Raw genomic sequence first — 15,711 nt, 5'->3', positions numbered from 1 at the left:
ACTCGGTGACCAGCTTCAGGCGCTGGCCGTCCACTAGGCCTTCTTGGAGACGTCGGTGCCGAAGTACTTCTGGGAGATCTTCGTCAGCGTGCCGTCGGCTGACAGGTCTGCGAGGGCCTTGTCGATGGCCGCGACGAGGTCGGACCCCTTGCGGGTCGCGACGACCTGCTGCGAGGTCTCACCGGTCTTGGCCGCGATCTTGATGGACGAGTCGCCCGTCGACTTCTGGTAGTCCAGCACCGCAAGGTTGTCGTTGACCGTCGCGTCGACCCGCTTCTGCTTCAGCAGCGTCACGGCCTGGGTGAACCCCTCGACGCCCTCGACCTGCGCACCCGCGTCCTTGGCGACCTTGGCCCAGTTGCTCGTGAGGCTCTGGGCCGTCTTCTTGCCCTTGAGGTCGGCCAGGGAGGTCACCGAGGAGTCGTTGGCCCGCGTGGCGATGACACCCTCGGAGATCGTGTACGGCGTGCTGAGGCCGTACAGGCCCTCGCGCTCGGGGTTCTTCGTCACCTGGTTGATGATGGCGTCGAACCGCTTGGACGTCAGCCCGGCGAAGATCGAGTCCCAGGGGGTCTCGACGTACTCGACCTTGACGCCCAGCTTCTTGGCGACAGCGGCGGCCACCTCGACGTCATAGCCGACCAGCTTGTTGCTCTGCGGGTCGTGGTAGGAGAACGGCGAGTAGGTGCCCTCCGTGCCGACCTTCAGCACGCCCGCGTCCTTCACCTGCGCGAGGTCGGAGTCGCCTCCGGAACCGCCACCCCCACAGGCGGACAGCAGCACCGCGACGGCGGTGAAAAGGGCGGCCAGGGTGAACCTCGTGCGCATGGGTGTGCGTTCCTTCGTCAGAGTGGGGGGATGCCCGTAAATCATAACGCCTTGTTTGACCTGCAATAACACCGAGGTATGCAGCGATGCGCCGCCTCCGTTGCTGCCGCCTTGGGCGACACTAGCGGCGGCACCGTCGCCGACGTCGACCCGATGGAGGACCCGTGAGCTCACCCCTGGAGGACATCACGGTCATCGACCTGTCCCGAGCGCTCGCAGGCCCTCATGCAGCAATGATGCTGGGGGACATGGGCGCTCGCGTCATCAAGGTGGAGACGCCGGGTGTCGGTGACGAGTCCCGCGGATGGGGACCGCCCTTCGTCGGGCCGGACGACGACCCCGTCTCCACGTACTTCCTCTCGTGCAACCGCAACAAGGAGTCGCTCACCCTCGACCTGAAGTCCGACGACGGCCGCGACGTGCTGAGCCGGCTCGTGCGGCACGCCGACGTTCTGGTCGAGAACTTCCGCCCGGGAGTCCTGGACCGGCTCGGCTTCACGGTCGAGCGGCTGCACGAGCTCAACGCACGCCTCGTGGTGCTGTCCATCAGCGGGTTCGGCCACGACGGCCCCCAGGGCGGCCGCGCGGGCTACGACCAGATCGCCCAGGGAGAGGCCGGTCTCATGTCCCTCACGGGACCGGACCCGCAGACCCCCATGCGGGTCGGGGTGCCGATCGGTGACCTGTTGGCCGGCATGTACGGCGCGTACGGCGTCGTGTCGGCCCTACATGAGCGCGCGACCACGGGTCGTGGCCGGGTGGTCCGGACGTCGCTGCTCGCCGCGATCGTCGGCGTCCACGCGTTCCAGGGAACCCGCTACACCGTCGCCCACGAGGTCGGTCACGGCCAGGGCAACCACCATCCGTCGATCTGCCCCTACGGGCTCTTCAGCTGTGCCGACGGCATGATCCAGGTCGCCTGCGGCAGCGAGGCGTTGTGGCAAAGGCTGGCCACCGGTTTCGGCCTGGACGCGCAGGCGCCCGCGATGGCCACCAACCGGGAGCGCGTGGCGCACCGCGACGAGGTCACGGACGCGCTCAACGGCGCCTTCGCCGCGTACCGCCTCACCGAGCTGCTCGAGCGCCTCGACGGGCTGGGGATCCCGGCCGGGGAGGTCCGCACGGTCGACCGGGTCTACGACTGGGACCAGACGCGGTCGCAGGGACTCGTGGTGGAGGTGGACCACCCGCTACTCGGAGTGGTGGAGGTGCCTGGGCCGCCGATCCGCTTCGACGACAACGCCTACGCGGGTGGACGGGCACAGCACGCGGCCCCCCCCACGCTGGGACAGCACAACGACAGCGTGCGGGCCTGGCTGGACGATCTCGACGCCACCGCGGCCCGGGAGGCGCAGCGCCCCGTACCATCGTCAGATGGCGGCCCGAGCGCCGACACCGCGGACGACGCCGAGGGCGCCGAAGCCTAGGCAGGAGGTCAGGTTCTGCCGCGCTGCCGACGGGGTGCGGATCGCGTACGCGGTGCACGGCTCGGGGCCCCCGCTGGTCGTCGACTCGTGCTGGCTGAGCCACCTGCAGTACGACTGGCAGTCGCCCGTCTGGCGTCACTACCTGGACGACTGGGGTCGCCACCACACGGTGATCCGGTTCGACGAGCGCGGTCACGGGCTGTCGGACCGTGACGTCACGGACCAGGAGGACTTCCTCGCCGGACGGCAGGGGTCGGCCTCTGGCGGCTCGACGGCCGGCGAGCCTCAACAGGCGCCTTCGGGACCAGTCGGGCCCCGCCCTGCGACGCCCCGCGTCCCCGACTCTGGCGTCCTCTCGCTGTCCCCGCGGGAGCTGGAGGTGCTGAGGCTCGCCTCACGCGGGCTGGACAACGAGGACATCGCCGCCGCCCTCAGCCTCAGCGTCCGCACCGTCGAGCGCCACCTGAGCAACACGTACGCGAAGCTCGACCTTCACGGGAAGTCCGCGGGCACGGCCGCGGTCGCCCAGCTGCTCACCCACGCCTGAGCCGTAGGCCCCACGGCCCAGGCCGGGGCTCACCCACGCCCGAGCCGGACTACGCGCAGGCCGACATCCGGCCGCACCAGGGCAGTGCCGGTTACGTGTACGCGCCGATGCGGCGGCCGGGCCGCCGCTCGGAGCGTCGGCGGCCTAGGGACATCCTGCGAGAGCAAAGGAACGGGACCATGACCGCCACCTCCAGCATCACGTCCACCGAGGAAGACCGCGCCCTCAAGACGAGGCACCGCGCCATGGCGGAAGAGCCGGACCGGGTGGCCGCGCTGGACAGGGACCTCCTGGCCCTCGCCGAGCGGTTCGACCGAGGCCACGACAGGACCGTCCTGGACTGGGAGTACCTGCTGGTCACCGCTCGCCGGGTCTGAGCCCGTACCAGCTGGGGGTCATGCGGCCTCGAGCGAGAACGACATCGACCCCCGCCCCGGACAGGGGCGGGGTTCGATGGGTGGATCGCTGGCGCCACCGTCCCGCCACTCTCACCCAGGGCGCAAGGCGGTATGCAGACTCCGAATGCCCCTTGCGTTGGGCCGACGCCAAGCGCTACACGCGTGTTCGACAACCTCCCCACCAGACCGAGTCATCGAACAGCGCCGCTTCGGCTGGGGCAATGAGCCGTTGTGTGGTGTACGGCGCCGGGCGGGCCTGAGCGGCCTTGCCTGCCGTTCGGGCCGGCAACGGGCATCGAGCCCCACGCCAGAGGGACGCGGAGCTCGATGGGTGCAGCCAGGCTGCAGCGGTGGCCGGGCGCGGATCAGACAGGGCGCGGATCAGGCAGTGCGCGGCATACTGCTCAGGCGGTGCGCGGCGCACCCCGGCGCAGCTTGCGGCGGACCCGCTTGCCGACGGCTTCCGCCGCGATGCCGACCCGGGTGCGGCCCGGCTGCGGGTTGGGCAGGGACAGGACGACGACCTGCTTCCACGCCGAGGCGACCTGCTTGGGCAGCGGGCCCGTCGTGTAGGTCAGCCCGTACCGCTGGCAGATCTCCTGGATGCGCGGGGCGATCTCGCCGTACCGGTTGCTCGGCAGGTCCGGGAACAGGTGGTGCTCGATCTGGTGCGACAGGTTGCCGGTCATCAGGTGCATGGCCTTGGACCCGGAGATGTTGGCCGACCCGAGCATCTGCCGCAGGTACCACTCCCCCCGCGTCTCGCCCTCGATCGAGGTCTTGGCGAACGTCTCGACGCCTTCCGGGAAGTGGCCGCACATGATGACGGAGTTCGTCCACAGGTTCCGCACGGTGTTGGCGACGAAGTTGGCGCCGAGGGTGTGGAAGAACGACGGGCCGGACAGCAGCGGGTGGAGCAGGTAGTCCTTGCGTGCCTGGCGGCCGATCTTGCGGAGCACCTTGGAGGCGTCCCGACGGAACTCCTCCTTGCTCTTGCCGCGGCCCTTGAGGTAGGCGCCGAGCTCCAGGTCGTAGGCCGCGATGCCGTACTCGAAGAAGACCGCGTTGAGGAAGTTGTAGAGCGGCTGGCCGAGGTAGGACGGCACCCACTTCTGGTCCTCGTCGACCCGCATGATGCCGTAGCCGAGGTCGTTGTCGCGGCCGATGACGTTGGTGAAGGTGTGGTGCAGCTGGTTGTGCGAGTGCTTCCAGAACTCTGACGGGGAGGCGTTGTCCCACTCCCACTCCTGGCTGTGGATCCGCGGGTCGCGCATCCAGTCCCACTGGCCGTGCATGATGTTGTGGCCCAGCTCCATGTTCTCGAGGATCTTGGCCACGGACAGGCCGGCCGTGCCGACGAACCACGCCGGCGGGAAGAGCGAGAACAGCAGCACGGCGCGGCTGCCGAGCTCAAGACCGCGCTGCCACTTCAGGACCTTGCGGATGTAGGCGGCGTCGGAGGCTCCTCGGGAGTCCAGCACCTCCTGGCGCAGGGCGTCGAGCTCAAGACCGAGCGCCTCGATCTCCTCGGCGCTGAGGTGTCCGGCCGGGTCGGGCTTGCCGGACGGCTTGGGGCTGTGCCGCCGTTCGGTTGCCACGACGGAGAGCCGGGTGTCGAGGCTCTTCGTACGCTGCGGCGCTCGGGGGGTGCCCGCCGCGGAGCCGTCGATGGTGAGGTCGAAGACCTCGGTGGTGGCAGTCATGGGTGGACTCCTTCGCTGAGGGTTCTCAGAGGTCGATCTCGCAGGCGCCGGCAGCTGCCGACACGCAGGTCTGGATACGGACGCCGTCTCCCGGCGTGGCAACGGTGAGCTCACCGTTGCGCAGGTCTCGCACGGCGCCCTCCCGCAGGGGAAGCACGCAGCCGAAGCAGATCCCCATACGGCAACCGGAGGGCATCAACACCCCGGCCTCCTCACCGGCGTCGAGGATCGGGGTGGCGCCGTCGGCCTCGACGACCGTCCCCTGACCGAGGAAGGTGACGGTGCCGCCCTCCCCCTCGGCGACGACGACCGGCCGGAACCGCTCGGTGTGCAGCCGGTCCGCGATGCCCGCGTCCGCCCAGGCCGCCTCGAAGGCGTCGAGCATGGCGGTCGGTCCGCAGGCCCAGGTCTGCCGGAAACGCCAGTCAGGAACGAGCTCGTCCAGCGACTCGGGGGTCACGATGCCGTCGACGTCGGTGTGCCGCTCGACCAGGCGGACTCGTCCGCTCTGGTGCAGCTCGCGAAGCTCACCGGCGAAGATCACGTCCGCCTCGGCAGGCGCGGAGTGCACGACGACGGCGTCGTTCAGCTCGTCGAGGTGGTTGCGGAGCATGCCCATCACGGGGGTCACGCCCGAACCGGCGGTCACGAAGAGCGCCCGCGCCGGCGCCGGCTGCGTCATCGTGAAGTCGCCGGTGGCCTGGTCCAGGTGGATCAGCGTGCCGGGCCGCAGCGCACGGACGACGTGGTTGCTGACCTTGCCGCCGGGGATGGCCTTCACCGTGATGGAGATGAGGCCGTCCCGCGCGTCCGCCCGTGAGGTGACGGAGTACGCACGCCAGTTCCGGACCCCGTCCACGTCGACGCCGATACGGATGTACTGGCCGGGAACATGGCCGCGCCAACCGCGCCCCGGCTTGATGGTGACCGAAGCGGCATCCAGGGTCTCGGGCACGACCGAGATCACCCGACCGCGCAGGTCCGCACCGGAGCGCAGCGGCGCGATGAGGTCCAGGTAGTCGGCGGGCAGCACGGGCGTGGCGACTGCCTCGGCGACCTTCCAGAGCGCCGTACGCAGCGTGGGCCTGGTCGAGGCCGTCGCCGGAGAAGGGAGAACTGCGGTCATGTATCCATACTGCGGGGTCGAGTAGGCTAGTTTCCTGACCTTGTCGAGTGAGAATGCGCTCGGAACTTGTTCGTTCCGCACAACCCAGGAGACGCCATGAGCACGCAGCCGCCCGCCGCTTCCGCCACCGAGCGCGCTGCGGGGCTGACCCTGGCGCCCGAGGTGCTGGCCCAGCTGAAGGGCGCGCTGCCCGCCGTGGCGAGCCATGCCGTCCAGGCCATCGTCGACGAGGTTCCCAGCTACGCGGGGGCGCGGGACTACCTGTTCGGCAACATCGAGACCGCCGTCCAGGTGGCCCTGGGGACGTTCCTGAGGGTAGCGGCGCGTTCCGACGACCCCAGCACCCCGCTCGGCCCGGCCCGTGAGGCCTCCTACGCCTTGGGCAGGGGCGAGGCACGCAGCGGCCGCAGCATGGACGCCCTGCTCTCGGCGTACCGCATCGGAGCACGGGTCTCCTGGCGGGGGATCGCCGACGAAGCGGTGAGGGCCGGCATGAGCGCCGCACTCCTGGCCCAGTTCGCCGAGCTGGTGTTCGCCTACATCGACGAACTGTCGGCGGCCAGTGTGGCCGGACACGCGGACGAGCTGGCATCGGCCGAGCGGGTCCAGGAGCGCCAGCTCGAAAGGCTCGCCCTCGACCTGCTGCGCGGCGCACCCGAGGACGTCGTACTGCGGCGAGCGGACCGCGCGGGCTGGGACCTGCCCAAGACCGTCACGGTGCTCCTGCTGCCCGATGCAGAGCTGCACCATACCCGGACGTCGGTCGAGCCTCGCTCGCTCGTGCTGACCGAGGACGTCCCCGGTGTCGGCGCGGACGAGGACCTCGTCGCGATCGTCGTCCCCCGCCTCTCCACGCCGGCTCGCACCCGGCTCGTCGCCAAGCTGGAGGGCCACGACGTCGTCCTCGGACCCAGTCGCCCCTGGCAGGCCACAGCCACGTCGCTGACCCGCGCGCTGCGCGGCCGCGCGGCTCGCGGCGCGGCGGGGGGAACGTACGACACCGACGTGCACCTGGCCGACATCGTGCTGGACGCGGACGCGGAGGCGCGCGCCGACCTGCGCCGCCGCGTCCTGGCGCCCATCGCCGAGCTGACGCCGGCGACCCGCGAGCGGCTGGAGGAGACGCTCCGGGCGTGGCTGCTGCACCGCGGCAGGCGTGAGGCCGTCGCGGAGGCCCTGTTCGTCCACCCGCAGACCGTCCGCTACCGCGTGGGGCAGCTCCGGGAGCACTTCGGGGACGACCTGGACGACCCGGTCAAGGTCCGCGACCTCATGGTGGCGCTCGGCTGACCCGCGAACCTGCCCACGCGGACCTGTCAACGCCCAACCTGCCCACGCCAACCTGCCCACGCCAACCTGCCAATGCCAGCCACATCGTTGGGCAGGTCCTGCCGACGCCGCATACCGGCGCCCCTGCCTAGGCTCGCGCACGTCCCACACGAGCGGACCGGGCAGGAGGTGGCATGCGGGTCCTGATCGCGCTGGGGGGCAACGCCATGACGGGGCCGGACGGCAGTGCCACCCCGGCGGCACAGCGGGAAGCCATCTCAGGCGCCATGACCCACGTCGCCTCTGTCGTGGCCGCCGGTCACGAGGTCGTGCTGACCCATGGGAACGGACCGCAGGTGGGCAACCTGCTCGTCAAGAACGAGCTGGCGGCCCAGGTGGTGCCGCCCGTGCCGCTGGACTGGTGCGGCGCTCAGACGCAGGGCACGATCGGTTTCACGATCCTCGACACCCTCGAGGCGGCCCTCGCAGCCCGCGGTCTGCGTACGCCCGTCGCCGCCCTCGTCTCGCGCACTCTGGTCGACGCCGGCGATCCCGCCTTCGCCCACCCCACCAAACCCATCGGCCGGTACCTGGGCCATGACCAGGCTCTCCCGCTCATCGAGCACGGCGAGACCTGGCAGGACTGCGGGACGAAGGGGTGGCGTCGCGTGGTGGCCTCACCTGTGCCGGTCGAGGTGCTCGAGACGAGGACCCTGCTGACGCTGGTGGAGTTGGGATACGTCGTGGTCGCCGCAGGCGGTGGCGGGATCCCCGTCGTCCGCCGCCCAGACGGCACGCTCCACGGCGTGGAGGCAGTGGTCGACAAGGACCTCACGGCCGCCCTGCTCGGCCGGGCCGTGGGCGCGCACACCCTGGTCATCGCCACCGACGTCGAGCGCGCCGTCGTCGCCTTCGGTAGCGCCGGCGCGCGTCCGCTCGGCCGGGTGAGCGTGGTCGAGCTCGAGGAGTATGCCGCGGCCGGCCACTTCGCCTCCGGCTCCATGGGGCCCAAGGTCGAGGCGGCGCTCCGGTTCGTCCGGTCGGGAGGCGCGCGCAGCGTCATCACCGCCCTCCACCGGATCGCCGAGTCGCTCGAGGGCGACGTCGGCACCATCGTCGAAGCCGCACCACCATCCACACCGCCCGACCCGCCACCGCGCGACCCGACACGGGCCGACCCGACACCGCCCGCCCCGAATCCCGCCCCGACTCCTCCCGTGAACGAAAGGTGACCGCCGTGCCAGACCCCATCGAGGTCCGTAAGGTGCCGATCCACAGCGTCGCCGACGCCAGCGAGCTCGCGAAGCTCATCGACGAAGGCGTGATGGACCCGAGCCGGGTCGTCGCCATCATCGGCAAGACCGAGGGCAACGGCGGCGTCAACGACTACACCCGGATCATCGCCGACCGGGCCTTCCGTGAGGTCCTGGTCGCCAAGGGAGCGCCCGCGGAGCAGGTCCGCCAGGTGCCCATCGTCTGGTCCGGTGGCACGGACGGGGTCATCAGTCCCCACGCCACGATCTTCGCGACGATTCCTTCGGAGCAGGCGGAACCGTCCGAGGACCTGCGCCTGACGGTCGGCTTCGCGATGAGCGAGCCGATCCTGCCCGAGGAGATCGGCTACACCGGCATGATCGAGAAGGTCGCGGCGGCCGTCCGGGTGGCGATGGACCGCGCCGGGATCACCGACCCCGCCGACGTCCACTACGTCCAGACCAAGACGCCGCTGCTCACCATCCAGACCATCCGTGACGCCAAGTCGCGGGGCCGGCAGGTCTGGACCGAGCACACGCATGAGTCGATGGACCTGTCCAACGGGACCACCGGCCTCGGCATCGCGGTGGCCCTCGGCGAGATCGACATGCCCACCGAGGCGGACGTCATGCACAACCGCTCGCTCTTCTCCTCGGTGGCGTCGTGCTCCTCGGGGGTCGAGCTGGACCAGGCCCAGGTCGTCGTCATGGGGAACGCGCGCGGCGTCGGTGGCCGGTACCGCATAGGGCACTCGGTCATGCGCGATGCCCTCGACGCGGACGGCGTCTGGGCCGCGATCAGGGACGCGGGGCTCGACCTCCCGGACCGCCCGCACTGGACGGACCTGCAGGGACGCTTGGTCAACGTCTTCCTCAAGTGCGAGGTCAGTCAGGACGGCGCCGTACGCGGCCGCCGCAACGCCATGTTGGACGACTCGGACGTGCACTGGCACCGGCAGATCAAGTCGTGTGTCGGCGGCGTCACCGCCTCGGTCACCGGCGACCCAGCGGTCTTCGTGTCCGTGTCCGCGGCACACCAGGGTCCTGACGGCGGCGGACCCGTCGCGGCCATCGTCGACCTCGGCCCAGGAGAGCCGACGGGCTACCCCAGTGCATCCGCCGGCGCGCACCATCCCGGCTGACATCACCGACCACCCGCTCCGCCCCGCACCCCTTCCCCGGCCCCGCACCCAAGCCCCCCAGCGCCGAAGTCTGGGACTTCGGGGCGACACGCCGACGCCAGCGCCGAAGTCCCAGACTTGGGGCAATGGGTGCTGGGCAGGCAAGGGGGGCGGGGCAGGCAAGGGGTGCGGGGGCGGGGGCGGGGAAGGGGTGTGCGCGGACGGGCGAGCGTCAGTGCGCGAAGTGGCGGGTTCCGGTGAAGTACATGGTCACCCCAGCCGCCTGCGCTGTGTCGACGACCTCCTGGTCCCGCATCGACCCACCGGGGCCCACGACGGCCAGCACCCCCGCGTCCAGCAGCACCTGCAGCCCGTCCGCGAACGGGAAGAACGCATCCGAGGCTGCGACCGCGCCCCTGGCGCGCTCAGCGCCCGCCCGAGAGACCGCCAGGTGGCAGGAGTCGACCCGGTTGACCTGGCCCATACCGATCCCCACCGACGCTCCGCCCTTCGCGAGCAGGATGGCGTTGGACTTCACCGCTCGCACGGAGCGCCATGCGAAGGCCAGGTCGGCCAGGGTCGCCTCGTCGGCGGGCTCGCCGGACACCAGCCGCCAGCACGACGGGTCGTCCCCACCGTCCTCGACCTCCGCCTCGAGGGTGTCCCGGGACTGCATCAGGAGGCCACCGGAGATCGGACGCACCTCGACCCCTTGTCGAACCGGTGGCGCGCACACGAGCAGCCGGAGGTTCTTCCTGCCCCTCAGCAGCTCCAGAGCGCCGTCCTCGTACCCGGGCGCCACCACCACCTCCGTGAAGACGTCCTTGACCTGTTCCGCCATGGCACCGGACACAATGCGGTTCGTGGCGATGATGCCTCCGAAAGCGGAGACCGGGTCGCAGGCGTGCGCCCGCTGGTAGGCCTCCTCCACCGTGTCGCCGACCGCGATGCCACAGGGGTTCGCGTGCTTGACGATCGCCACGGTCGCCTGGTCGCCGTGGTCGTACGCCGCGCGCACGGCCGCGTCGGCGTCGACGTAGTTGTTGTAGGACATCTCCTTGCCGTGCAGCTGCTCGGCCTGCGCGAGCCCCGGGTGCGGTACGTAGCCGGAGCGGTAGAGGGCGGCGCGCTGGTGCGGGTTCTCGCCGTACCGCAGCACCGACGCCTTGTCCCACGTCGCGCCGGTCCAGGCCGGGAAGCCAGTCCCGTCGGAGGTGTCGGCGACCACGTTGCCCATCCAGGAGGCGACGTGCACGTCGTACGTCGCGGTGTGCACGAACGCCTCCGCGGCGAGCCGCTGCCGCTGCGCCAGGGTGAAACCACCTTCGGCAACCGCCCGCAGCACCGCCGGGTACGTCGCCGGGGAGGTGACGACCGCGACGCTGGGGTGGTTCTTCGCGGCGGCGCGAACCATCGACGGACCGCCGATGTCGATCTGCTCCACCACCTCGTCCTGGGCCGCCCCGGACGCGACGGTCGCCACGAACGGGTAGAGGTTCACCACCACCAGCTGGAACGGCTCGATCTCGAGGTCGGCCAGCTGCCGCAGGTGGTCCTCCTTGCGGGTGTCGGCCAGGATCCCGGCATGGACCCGGGGATGCAGGGTCTTGACCCGGCCCTCCAGACACTCCGGGAACCCGGTCAGGTCGGCCACCTCCGTGACCGGGATCCCGAGGCTGCGGATGAGCTCGGCCGAGCCGCCCGTGGAGACCAGAGCTACGCCGGCCTCGTGCAGCCCGCGGGCGAGATCCTCCAGACCGGTCTTGTCGTAGACGGACACGAGCGCACGCCGCACCTGGCGCCGCCCGTCATCGGAGGGCTGCTGCGAAGGTTCGGCCTGCCCCTGTTCGGTCTGCTGCTCGGTCACGGAATGCTGGCCTTCCCATCGGTCACGGTGATTCCCTCGCGGGCCGCCCGGCCCACGACCTCGACGAGCAGCGGGTGCTCGACAGCTTTGATCCGCGCGTGGAGTGTCTCCTCGGTGTCGCCGGGGACCACCTCCACGCGGGCCTGCGCCAGGACGGGCCCCGTGTCCAGCCCGGCATCCACGAGATGCACGGTGCAGCCGGTCACCTCCGCCGCCGCCGCGAGGGCGTCCCTGACTGCGTGCGCCCCCGGAAAGGCCGGCAGCAGGGCGGGATGCGTGTTGAGGACGACGTACCGCGAGAGCACCTCCGGCCCCAGAAGCCGCATGAAGCCGGCCGACACCACGAAGGCCGGCGCGTGCGCGTCCAGGCGCGCGGCCAGTGCCGCGTCCCAGGCGAGGCGGGTGGGGTGGTCCGGGACTCGGCAGACGAAGGTCTCCAGGCCCGCCGCATCCGCTCTGCGCAGTCCCGCGATGCCGTCCCGGTCGGCGCCGACGGCGAGGATCCTGACCCCGTAGGCCGGGTCGCTGCTCGCGTCGATGAGCGCCTGGAGGTTGGTGCCCGAGCCCGAGATGAGGACGACGATGCCGGTCGGCTCAGGCGTGCTCACGGCAGAGACCCTACCGAGGGCGCGGTGCCGGGCGGCACGGCCGTCCGGAGGGCGTCACGAGGACGCGGCGCGAAGCTTCTCCAGGAGCGGCTCCGCGGCCTGGTCCAGGAACTGCTGCTGGCCCTCGTCACCGACCTGGACCAGGGCGATGTCCGTGAACCCCGCCTCCCAGTAGGCCGAGACCGTCCTCACGATCGCGTCGAGGTCCGGCCCACAGGGGATGGACTGCGCCACCTGGTCGGGGCTGACGAACTGCGAGGCTGCGGCGAACCCAGCCGGCGTCGGCAGGTCGGCGTTGACGCCCCAGCCCCCTCCGAACCAGCGGAACTGCTGGTGCGCCCGCTCCTTGGCCCGGTCGGCGTCAGGGTCCCAGCAGATGGGGATCTGCCCGATGGCCCGCGGCGCTCCGTGGCCTGAGCTCCGGGCGGCGGAGAACTGCTGCACCAGGGAGGGGTCCGGTTCCACAGCGATGAGATGGTCCGCGAGCGGCGCGAACCGCTCGCACGACTTGCCTCCCGAGACCGCCACGCCGATGGGGACGCCACCGTCGGGACAGTCCCAGACCCGTGCCGAGTCGACGCGGAAGTAGCTGCCCTCCCACGTCACCAGCTCCCCGGTGTGCAGCTCGCGGATGATGTGCAGCGCCTCCTCCAGCATGTCCTGACGCACGTCCACCATCGGCCAGCCCTCGCCTACGACGTGCTCGTTGAGGTTCTCGCCACTGCCCAGTCCGAGAACGAACCGGCCCTCGCTGAGCAGCTGCAGCGTGGCGGCCTTCTGGGCCACCACGGCGGGGTGGTAGCGGGTGGTGGGGCAGGTGACATAGGTCATCAGCTCGAGGCGTGTGGTCGCCTGGGCGACGGCGCCGAGGACCGTCCACGCGTACGGCGCGTGCCCCTGCTCAGTGAGCCACGGAGAGTAGTGGTCGCTGCTGACCGCGAAGTCGAAGCCGCGCTCCTGCGCCGCGACGGCATACTCCACCAGCTCCCGAGGGCCGGACTGTTCGGTCATGAGGGTGTAGCCGAATCGCGTCATGCTCCAACCTGACACGGCCTTCGGCCGCCCACCACTCGGCGGCGGCGCTTGGTCCGCGTGCCGCCTCGCGCCTCGACGTCGACGGGGCAACCGTGACCACAGAAGGGCGCCAGACGGCTACGTTGGGCCGATGCCTCGCCACTCTCCTCTCGGGCTCGACGACATCTCCACGCCGTCGGTCGTGGTCGACGAGGACGTCCTTCGCGCCAACGTGGCGAGGATGGCCTCGCAGGCCGCAGCTCTCGGAGTCGCGCTACGCCCGCATGCCAAGACCCACAAGTCGCCCAACGTCGCCCGGCTGCAGCTCTCAGCAGGCGCGATCGGGCTGACCGTCGCCACCTTGAGCGAAGCTGTGGTCTTCGCCGAGGCCGGCTGCGCCGACCTCTTCGTCGCCTACCCGCTGTGGTTCGACGCAGGACGGGCGGCCCTGTTGGGGCGAGCGCTGGACGCTGGTGCGGTCGTCACGGTCGGGTGTGACTCCCTCCTCGCGGCGCAGCGGCTCGCATCCACGGTGCCCGCGCCCGGGAGGGTCCGGGTCCTGGTCGAGGTGGACAGCGGTCATCATCGCAGCGGAGTCGCACCCTCGGCCGCCGGAGACGTTGCTGCGGCCGTCGCGTCGACCGGGCTGGACGTCGCTGGAGTCTTCACCTTCCCAGGACACAGCTACGCGCCCGACAGGCGTGAGCTCGCGGCTCGGCAGGAGGCGACCTCTCTGCGGGAAGCCGCCGAGTCGCTGCGCGGCAAGGGGCTGGCCTGCGACATCGTCAGCGGTGGGTCCACGCCGAGCATCGCCTTCGCCGATCCTGGGGTCCTGACCGAGCTGCGTCCCGGGGTCTACGTCTTCGGCGATGCACAGCAGTGGGAGCTCGGCGCCTGCGCTCCGCAGGAGATCGCCCTGACGGTTCTCGCCACCGTGGTCAGCCGGCGGCCGGGCGTCGTCGTCCTCGACGCCGGGAGCAAGGCGCTCGGCGCCGATCGCCCGCCCTGGGCCAGTGGCGGGGGCAGGCTCCTCGACCAGCCCGCCGCGCGGATCACCCAGCTCTCCGAGCACCACGCCGTGGTCGAGGGTGCTGACCTGGCCCTCGGCGAGCGGGTCCGGGTGGTGCCCAACCACGTCTGCAACACCGTCAACCTGGCCGACGACCTCGTGGTCGTACGCGCGGGCGAGGCGGTCGACCGCTGGCCGGTGACGGCTCGAGGCGCCAACCACTGACCCCTCGGTGCCACATGAGGGCAGCGGGTCAGCGTCGCAGCTTCCAGCGGTCCCAGGCCAGGACCAGCCCGGCGCCCACGGCCAGCTCGAGCAGCAGAGCCACGGTCATCGCCCCGGCCGGAGCTCCGACGTGCGAGAGGCGGGCGGTGCCCAGGGAGCCACCCGCCACGGCGTCGAGCGTTCCGAGCGACAGCGCCGTCACCAGGACCGCGGTGCCGACCACGACGAGCTTCGTACGCTGCGTGGAGAGCCGGGCGACGGACCGTAGGCCACGCCACCCCACGAAGGCTCCCACCGCCACGGGGACGAGCACGACCACCGGCATCACGCCGGGGAACGCGCCGGGCTCGGGGAGGGCGCCGAGGACAGGAACCATGGGCATCAGCGCGGTGCGGCTGCCGGTCCACGTGGCGCTGGCCCCCTCCACGGCGGAGAAGCCGGTACCGGCCGCGAAGGACACAGCCCACAGGGCAAGGTTGGGCAGCAGGAGAGCCTGAGCCGCCGCGAGGACCACTCCACCCAGCAGGCCGGGTGCCAGCTCGGACTGGAGGTGGCTGACCGTCGAGAACCGGAGCAGGACCAAGAGCAGGCACACCGAGACCCCGGCTCCGAGCAGCACCGCCGCGCCCTCGAACCCCGGGCGCAGCGCCCGGCGGACCGCTTCCGGCAGCCATCGCGGCCGTCGCATCGACGGCCCGGCCAGCATGGGACGCCGGCGCACCCAGCGGGACAGCGCCGCGAGGGCCGAGCACGCCGGGACGACCAGCACGGGGCCCAGCAGCGTCCACCCCACCGGCCGAGGCCCGGCGAGCAGGGCGACCAGGGCCCACGCGGCGGCGCACACCGCATACCCCGCGGCCCAGGCGCCCAGCGCCATTGCCAGCCGCACGTGCACGAGGTCACGCACGAGCCGTACGGTGCGGTCCCCGGCGGCTTCGGCGCCGGCACGGTATGCCGCCCAGCTGCCGCCGACCAGCGCGAGTGCGAGGAAGAGCAGCGGCACCACGGTGACGTGGCCGCCACCCGTGGTCAGGTGCGCTCCAGTGCCGAGCAGCCACAGGCTGGAACCGACGCCGAGGGCGGCCGTCCACGGCACCGAGCTCTGAGGCGTCGCCACCCATACGACCAGGGCGGGCAGGACGAAGACCAGGGCCGAGAACGCGGCAGTCCCCGCGCCGGCCAGCAGGGCGCGCCTCAGCGCCCGCAGGTCGTCCGGGTCCTGTCTGGTCGAGGTTGCCCCACGCAGCAGCTCCATGACACTCATGACGGACCCATCGTCGCCGAAACCAGGGCCTTCCCCGAGCAGGCAGTGCGGC

At 71.3% G+C, this 15,711-nt stretch carries 14 protein-coding genes; 7 read left to right on the top strand and 7 right to left on the bottom strand.

What is annotated here, in order from left to right; translation table 11 throughout:
- Window positions 1-33: 33 nt before the first annotated feature.
- A complete protein-coding gene (locus tag PHA84_RS01495; protein ID WP_270886312.1) occupies window positions 34-828 on the bottom strand; it encodes an amino acid ABC transporter substrate-binding protein in 795 nt (264 codons plus the stop codon).
- 164 nt (window positions 829-992) lie between these two features.
- Between PHA84_RS01495 and PHA84_RS01490 the strand changes: the two genes are divergently transcribed.
- The 3 genes from PHA84_RS01490 (at window position 993) to PHA84_RS01480 (ending at window position 3,179) form a co-directional block, all read left to right on the top strand.
- The gene (locus PHA84_RS01490) at window positions 993-2,255 is read left to right on the top strand and encodes a CaiB/BaiF CoA transferase family protein (protein ID WP_270886311.1); all 1,263 of its coding nucleotides are present in this window, start codon (window positions 993-995) and stop codon (window positions 2,253-2,255) included.
- Window positions 2,203-2,802, top strand: coding sequence for a LuxR C-terminal-related transcriptional regulator (locus PHA84_RS01485; RefSeq protein WP_270886310.1), 600 nt, complete (start codon window positions 2,203-2,205; stop codon window positions 2,800-2,802). The genes PHA84_RS01490 and PHA84_RS01485 overlap by 53 nt, the downstream gene beginning before the upstream one ends.
- A 179-nt stretch (window positions 2,803-2,981) precedes the next feature.
- A complete protein-coding gene (locus tag PHA84_RS01480) occupies window positions 2,982-3,179 on the top strand; it encodes a hypothetical protein (protein WP_270886309.1) in 198 nt (65 codons plus the stop codon).
- A 425-nt stretch (window positions 3,180-3,604) separates the two neighbouring features.
- On the opposite strand, the gene PHA84_RS01475 is transcribed toward PHA84_RS01480, so the two are convergent.
- Together PHA84_RS01475 and PHA84_RS01470 are read right to left on the bottom strand one after the other, a co-directional pair.
- Window positions 3,605-4,903: a fatty acid desaturase family protein gene (locus PHA84_RS01475; RefSeq protein WP_270886308.1), complete on the bottom strand. Its 1,299-nt coding sequence runs from the start codon at window positions 4,901-4,903 to the stop codon at window positions 3,605-3,607.
- A gap of 25 nt (window positions 4,904-4,928) precedes the next feature.
- Window positions 4,929-6,029, bottom strand: a complete 1,101-nt coding sequence (locus PHA84_RS01470; RefSeq protein ID WP_270886307.1) for a ferredoxin reductase — start codon at window positions 6,027-6,029, stop codon at window positions 4,929-4,931.
- 96 nt (window positions 6,030-6,125) lie between these two features.
- Here PHA84_RS01470 and PHA84_RS01465 point away from each other — a divergent pair, with 96 nt between their 5' ends.
- The 3 genes from PHA84_RS01465 to PHA84_RS01455 all read left to right on the top strand — a co-directional run bounded on the left by PHA84_RS01465 (window position 6,126) and on the right by PHA84_RS01455 (window position 9,693).
- Window positions 6,126-7,319, top strand: coding sequence for a PucR family transcriptional regulator (locus PHA84_RS01465; protein ID WP_270886306.1), 1,194 nt, complete (start codon window positions 6,126-6,128; stop codon window positions 7,317-7,319).
- 173 nt (window positions 7,320-7,492) lie between these two features.
- A complete protein-coding gene (locus tag PHA84_RS01460; RefSeq protein ID WP_270886305.1) occupies window positions 7,493-8,530 on the top strand; it encodes a carbamate kinase in 1,038 nt (345 codons plus the stop codon).
- A 5-nt stretch (window positions 8,531-8,535) separates the two neighbouring features.
- Complete coding sequence (locus PHA84_RS01455) at window positions 8,536-9,693, top strand: ring-opening amidohydrolase (RefSeq protein ID WP_270886304.1); 1,158 nt, start codon at window positions 8,536-8,538, stop codon at window positions 9,691-9,693.
- Window positions 9,694-9,904: 211 nt separating this feature from the next.
- On the opposite strand, the gene purH is transcribed toward PHA84_RS01455, so the two are convergent.
- Genes purH through PHA84_RS01440 form a run of 3 tightly spaced genes read right to left on the bottom strand, consistent with a single transcriptional unit; the run spans window position 9,905 to window position 13,182 of the window.
- Window positions 9,905-11,539, bottom strand: coding sequence for a bifunctional phosphoribosylaminoimidazolecarboxamide formyltransferase/IMP cyclohydrolase (purH, locus tag PHA84_RS01450; protein WP_270886303.1), 1,635 nt, complete (start codon window positions 11,537-11,539; stop codon window positions 9,905-9,907).
- Complete coding sequence (gene purN / locus PHA84_RS01445) at window positions 11,536-12,147, bottom strand: phosphoribosylglycinamide formyltransferase (RefSeq protein WP_270886302.1); 612 nt, start codon at window positions 12,145-12,147, stop codon at window positions 11,536-11,538. The genes purH and purN overlap by 4 nt, the downstream gene beginning before the upstream one ends.
- 54 nt (window positions 12,148-12,201) lie before the next feature.
- Complete coding sequence (locus PHA84_RS01440) at window positions 12,202-13,182, bottom strand: LLM class F420-dependent oxidoreductase (RefSeq protein ID WP_270886301.1); 981 nt, start codon at window positions 13,180-13,182, stop codon at window positions 12,202-12,204.
- Between the two features lie 130 nt (window positions 13,183-13,312).
- Between PHA84_RS01440 and PHA84_RS01435 the strand changes: the two genes are divergently transcribed.
- Window positions 13,313-14,395: an alanine racemase gene (locus PHA84_RS01435; RefSeq protein WP_270886300.1), complete on the top strand. Its 1,083-nt coding sequence runs from the start codon at window positions 13,313-13,315 to the stop codon at window positions 14,393-14,395.
- Between the two features lie 28 nt (window positions 14,396-14,423).
- On the opposite strand, the gene PHA84_RS01430 is transcribed toward PHA84_RS01435, so the two are convergent.
- Window positions 14,424-15,659 carry a cell division protein PerM gene (locus PHA84_RS01430; RefSeq protein ID WP_270886299.1) on the bottom strand — a complete coding sequence of 412 codons (1,236 nt, stop codon included), beginning with the start codon at window positions 15,657-15,659 and terminating at the stop codon, window positions 14,424-14,426.
- Window positions 15,660-15,711: the final 52 nt, after the last annotated feature.

The sequence above is a fragment of the Pedococcus sp. 5OH_020 genome (assembly GCF_027812955.1).
GTDB lineage: Bacteria > Actinomycetota > Actinomycetes > Actinomycetales > Dermatophilaceae > Pedococcus.
Note: the sequence above shows the minus strand (reverse complement) of the source record. Positions and strands in the feature narration are given on the sequence as shown.

Excerpts from the sequence above, each read along its gene's own strand:
- PHA84_RS01495 (WP_270886312.1), bottom strand. The coding sequence starts at position 828 with ATGCGCACGAGGTTCACCCTGGCCGCCCTTTTCACCGCCGTCGCGGTG.
- PHA84_RS01470 (WP_270886307.1), bottom strand. The coding sequence starts at position 6,029 with ATGACCGCAGTTCTCCCTTCTCCGGCGACGGCCTCGACCAGGCCCACG.
- PHA84_RS01460 (WP_270886305.1), top strand. The coding sequence starts at position 7,493 with ATGCGGGTCCTGATCGCGCTGGGGGGCAACGCCATGACGGGGCCGGAC.
- PHA84_RS01480 (WP_270886309.1), top strand. The coding sequence starts at position 2,982 with ATGACCGCCACCTCCAGCATCACGTCCACCGAGGAAGACCGCGCCCTC.
- PHA84_RS01465 (WP_270886306.1), top strand. The coding sequence starts at position 6,126 with ATGAGCACGCAGCCGCCCGCCGCTTCCGCCACCGAGCGCGCTGCGGGG.
- PHA84_RS01440 (WP_270886301.1), bottom strand. The coding sequence starts at position 13,182 with ATGACGCGATTCGGCTACACCCTCATGACCGAACAGTCCGGCCCTCGG.
- PHA84_RS01475 (WP_270886308.1), bottom strand. The coding sequence starts at position 4,903 with ATGACTGCCACCACCGAGGTCTTCGACCTCACCATCGACGGCTCCGCG.
- PHA84_RS01485 (WP_270886310.1), top strand. The coding sequence starts at position 2,203 with ATGGCGGCCCGAGCGCCGACACCGCGGACGACGCCGAGGGCGCCGAAG.
- PHA84_RS01430 (WP_270886299.1), bottom strand. The coding sequence starts at position 15,659 with ATGAGTGTCATGGAGCTGCTGCGTGGGGCAACCTCGACCAGACAGGAC.
- PHA84_RS01435 (WP_270886300.1), top strand. The coding sequence starts at position 13,313 with ATGCCTCGCCACTCTCCTCTCGGGCTCGACGACATCTCCACGCCGTCG.